This is a genomic window from Janibacter sp. LM (assembly GCF_039631275.1).
In the GTDB taxonomy this organism is placed as follows: Bacteria; Actinomycetota; Actinomycetes; order Actinomycetales; family Dermatophilaceae; genus Janibacter; species Janibacter terrae.
In genome coordinates, this window is record NZ_JBDIVG010000056.1 from 1 (window position 1) to 4,152 (window position 4,152).

The 4,152-nt window shown below is 67.3% G+C and carries 5 protein-coding genes and 3 pseudogenes; 4 read left to right on the plus strand and 4 right to left on the minus strand.

Translation table 11 applies throughout. The features are described from left to right. Positions 1-806: IS3 family transposase (locus tag ABC138_RS17235; protein ID WP_345914439.1), on the minus strand; the 806-nt coding region annotated here is incomplete at its 3' end. A 2-nt stretch (positions 807-808) separates the two neighbouring features. Continuing rightward, positions 809-1,099: a transposase gene (locus ABC138_RS17240; RefSeq protein ID WP_345914441.1), complete on the minus strand. Its 291-nt coding sequence runs from the start codon at positions 1,097-1,099 to the stop codon at positions 809-811. A gap of 45 nt (positions 1,100-1,144) precedes the next feature. Here ABC138_RS17240 and ABC138_RS17245 point away from each other — a divergent pair. Continuing rightward, positions 1,145-1,291, plus strand: a pseudogene (locus ABC138_RS17245) (transposase); the annotation flags it as partial. An 18-nt stretch (positions 1,292-1,309) separates the two neighbouring features. Then, positions 1,310-1,954: pseudogene (locus ABC138_RS17250) on the plus strand (SPFH domain-containing protein); the annotation flags it as partial. A gap of 98 nt (positions 1,955-2,052) precedes the next feature. Here ABC138_RS17250 and ABC138_RS17255 read toward each other — a convergent pair. Then, the gene (locus ABC138_RS17255; protein ID WP_345914440.1) at positions 2,053-2,463 is read right to left on the minus strand and encodes a helix-turn-helix domain-containing protein; all 411 of its coding nucleotides are present in this window, start codon (positions 2,461-2,463) and stop codon (positions 2,053-2,055) included. A 97-nt stretch (positions 2,464-2,560) separates the two neighbouring features. Here ABC138_RS17255 and ABC138_RS17260 point away from each other — a divergent pair, with 97 nt between their 5' ends. Further along, positions 2,561-3,409 carry an SDR family oxidoreductase gene (locus ABC138_RS17260; protein WP_032491517.1) on the plus strand — a complete coding sequence of 283 codons (849 nt, stop codon included), beginning with the start codon at positions 2,561-2,563 and terminating at the stop codon, positions 3,407-3,409. A gap of 269 nt (positions 3,410-3,678) precedes the next feature. Here ABC138_RS17260 and ABC138_RS17265 read toward each other — a convergent pair. Continuing rightward, a pseudogene (locus ABC138_RS17265) lies at positions 3,679-3,930 on the minus strand (hypothetical protein); the annotation flags it as partial. On the opposite strand from ABC138_RS17265, the gene ABC138_RS17270 reads away from it, so the two are divergent. Then, positions 3,851-4,123: a hypothetical protein gene (locus ABC138_RS17270; protein ID WP_345914442.1), complete on the plus strand. Its 273-nt coding sequence runs from the start codon at positions 3,851-3,853 to the stop codon at positions 4,121-4,123. The pseudogene ABC138_RS17265 and the gene ABC138_RS17270 sit on opposite strands and share 80 nt — an antisense overlap. The last annotated feature ends 29 nt before the right edge of the window (positions 4,124-4,152 follow it).

Consider the following 4,152-nt stretch of genomic DNA (forward strand, 5'->3'; position numbering starts at 1 on the left):
CGGCTCGCCAGAACACCCACGGAAGCGTCAGGAGAGCCGGAAAAGAACGCCTCGGCGGCGGCGTTGTCGAAGCACGACCCGACCCGGCCCATCGACTGACGGATGCCCTGCTGCCGGCACAGCTTGGTCAACGCGTTCGCCGTGTAGGTCGAGCCGCGGTCGGTGTGAAAGATGACCCGCTCGGCCTCGTCCTCGCGCCAGTTCGGGCCGTTGACCGCATCCACGCCCCCGCGGCTCGCGACGGCCATCTTGATCGCAGCGCACGCGAGCTCGGCGTTCGGGTGCAACGACGTGGCAGCGCCGAGCAGGCGCCGGGAGTACAGGTCGATCACGGTCGCTAGGTACAACTTTCCGGCAGCGGTAGGGATCTCAGTCATGTCGCCCACCCAGCGAGCGTTCGGGCGGTCCGCGGTGAAGTCACGACGGAGCAGATCGGGGAACTTCGGGGCCGTCTTGTCCTGCCTGGTCAGTCCGTTCCTGCGCTTGATCCGCCGTGCAATCAGCCCTTGTCGGCGCATCGAGTCAGCGACCGTCTTCTCGCTCACCGTCCAGCCCGCGTCACGAAGGTCGTGAACCAGCCGCGGTGAGCCGTGCAGGCCACGGGCCTTGCCGAACACGACCCGGACGGCGCGGTCGATCGTGTCGCGGCGCCGGTCCCGCGTCGTGTGCAGACCGTTGACTGCGCCTGGGCCCTCGGCCCGGCCAAGCCACTTGTAGAACCACGCCATGCTGACGCCGAGAAGGGCGCAGACGACCGTGTGTGGCACTCGGTAGTTGGTCCTCTGGTCGGCGATGAAGCGTGCCACGCTCACTTCGTCGCCTCCTTGACCCACAGGACCACGGATCGCTTGAGGACATCACGCTCCATCCGGAGCTCGGCGACCTCGGCACGCAGGCGCTTGAGCTCCTCGACGTCGTCCTTCGACAACCCCCGAGTACCCTCGGCGGCCTCGCGTGCACGGTTCACCCAGTTGCCCAAGGTGCCCTCGTTCACACCGAGATCCCGAGCTACCTGCGCGATCGGCTTGTTGGTCTCTTCGACGATCCGCACAGCTCCCTCACGGAACTCCCGGTCGTACTTCTTCCGCTTCTCTGACATCGCAATCCCTATTGTCGATGCCTCTACGGTTCGGGGGGAACCCCACTGTCCAACGGACGCATCGAATCCGTGAACACCAAGATCCGACTCATCACCCGCGTCGCCTTCGGCTTCAAGTCCCCCGAAGCCCTCATCGCCCTCGCCATGCTCAACCTCGGCGGCCACCGACCCGTCCTCCCAGGCCGGAAATGACCCACGGATCAGTCAGGAGAGCCCTATTACAAGCTGGACAACCCCGAGGAGCAGATCCGTTCCTACGTCTTCGACACCGTCAGGTCATCGCTGTCGACGATGACCTTGGACACCGCCTTCGAGTCCAAGGACGACATCGCATCGGCCGTGGAGAACCGGCTGTCGGAGTCCATGGCCCGGTACGGGTTCCAGATCGTCAACACTCTGGTCACCGACATCTCACCCGACCAGAAGGTGCGCGACTCGATGAACTCGATCAACGCTGCCCAACGCGACCGGGTCGCCGCTCAGTCGTTGGCCGAGGCGGACAAGATCAAGCGGGTGACCCAGGCCGAGGCCGACGCCGATGCCCGACGACTGCAGGGTGAGGGTGTCGCCGCGCAGCGGAAGGCCATCGCGACCGGTATCGCCGAGCAGTACGAGATGCTCAAGCGAGTGGGCATCGAGGACACCGCCGAGCAGTTGCTACTGATGACCCAGTACTTCGACACCTTGGGGGAGGTCGCCCGCAACGGCCGGTCGAACGTGCTCTTCCTGCCGTCGAACCCGGGATCGACCGGGGACTTCCTCCAGGAGATCCGCAACTCGCTGCTGTCGGTCCAGGAGGCGGACCGGGCTGCCGACGCCGCCGAGCCGGGTTTCGGGGTCAACCGCGAGGAGTGACCCGACGCAGCCTCACCCACTCGGCGGAAGTCCGCGGGTGGGGGCGAACACCACCGACGGCCCATCCAGAGCCTCCTCGCCGGGCCACACTCTGCGCGTCATGCGCGGGTGGAGTTGCCGGCGCCATGGGCACTGCGCGCTTCCAGCACGTTCGGGAGCTCGGCCTCGATGATCTCGATCAGTGCCGATAGGGGGTCGGACATCTTCTGCCCCAACGGCGTGAGCGTGTAGTCGACGTGGGGCGGGATGGCGCTGCGGACCGTCCGCGCCACCACCCCGTCGCGTTCGAGCTGTGTGAGGGTATGCGACAGCATCCGGTCGCTGATGCCGTCCACGCGCCGACGAAGCTCACCGAAACGCATCGCCGTGCAGTTGTCCCTCAGCGCCACGAGCACGAGGGCCCCCCACCGTCCGGTGACGTGCTGGAACAGCTCGCGGGAGGCACACATGCGCGAGAAGACGTCGGCGCCCGCTCCCTCAGGAGGTCCGGGGCGGTCTGCACGTGCCATGACTCCAGCATACCCGCCCAGCACTTACCAACGATTTGGCACTTCCCAGTAGTTAGCACTAACGTCTGGCGCATCACCTCCACACGAAGGGCGCCTCATGCGGATCGCAGTCACCGGAGCAACCGGCCACCTCGGCAGTCTCATCATCGATTCACTCCTCACCCGCGGCGTCGCCCCCGGTGACATCACGGCGGTCGTCCGCAGCGAGTCCAAGGCTGCGCCGCTCGTGGAGAAGGGGGTACGGCTGGGCATCGCGTCCTACGAGGACGAGGCCGCCCTGACCGCCGCACTGGAGGGCGTCGACCGCCTGATGCTCGTCTCGGGCAGTGAGGTGGGTCAGCGCCTGGCCCAGCACACCAACATCATCAATGCCGCCAAGGCCGCAGGCGTGCGGTTCATCGCCTACACCAGCCTGCTCAACCTCGACACCTCCGAGCTCGCCCTCGTCCCCGAGCACCAGGGCACCGAAGAGCTGCTCGCCAACGCAGGTATCGAGCACGCCATACTGCGCAACGGGTGGTACTGGGAGAACTACGCTTCGGCGATCGACTCGGGGAAGGCAGCCGGGAAGTTCTTCGGCGCCGCCGGCTCCGCGAAGGTCTCCGGCGCGGCGCGCCGTGACTACGCCGAGGCCGCCGCAGTGGTCGTGTCCGGTGAGGGGCACACCGGGAAGGTCTACGAGCTGGCCGGCGCGCCCGCGGTGACCTACCCGGACATCGCCGCAGCCGTCTCGGCGGTCATCGGCAGCGAGGTGACCTACGTCGACCAGTCGGTCGAGGAGTACCAGGCCACACTGGAGGGATTCGGCCTCCCTGCCGACACGGCCGCGATGGTCGCCGGGATGGATGGCGTCATCACCAACGGTGCGCTGTACTCCGAGAGCACCGACCTGCAGGACCTCATCGGCCGCCCGTCCACGTCAGCAGCCGAGGCACTGTCGGCCTGATCAGGCAGTCTGAGCGCCCAGCCCCCCACCGGCACCGCCAGCACTCCCGGCCCGACGAGCCCGTCACGCGCACCCTTCCATGGCTTGACCCAGGTCATCGCCTCTGGAACGAGCAGCTCGCCGCAGGAGCTGCAGGCCTCGCCCCGCGTCGCCTCATGTCCGCACTCCTCATGGATCAGGGCCATGTGGTCACCACCCGCGGGCACAGCCGTGTGGCGCTCGCCCCAGATCGCCAGCTGCTGGAGGATCGGGAGCAGTTCCGCAGCTGCTCGGGCCGCGGTGTACCCCTGCCGGGTTCGGCCGCCGTCCCGGTAGTCCACCCGCTCCAGCAGCCCCGCATCGACCATCGACCGCAGCCTTCTCGCGAGCACGGCCTCGGAGATCCCGAGGCTCTCGCGACGGGAGTCGAGCCTCCCCCGCCCCTGGAGCACATCACGGACGATGACGGGTGTGCTCACCGCCGGGCGGGCGACCGGCCAGCTGCTCGTCCTCCCGCCGGTGGCCAGCATCCCCGATAACATCGGCTGGCGCCCCGCTTCCCTCTTCTGCGGCAAGTCGCCGCTCGAGTTCGTCGAGAATCATGTCCAGTCCCACCTCGAACTCTCCCGCGAAGGCGTAGTCCCGGGCACGGGTCAACTCGCCGACGAGTTCGGCGAGGTGTGGGTACTCGTCCCACGCAACACCGACCTCATCAGCGTAATCAGGCTCTCCTGACTGATCCGTGGGTCATTTCCGGCCTGGGA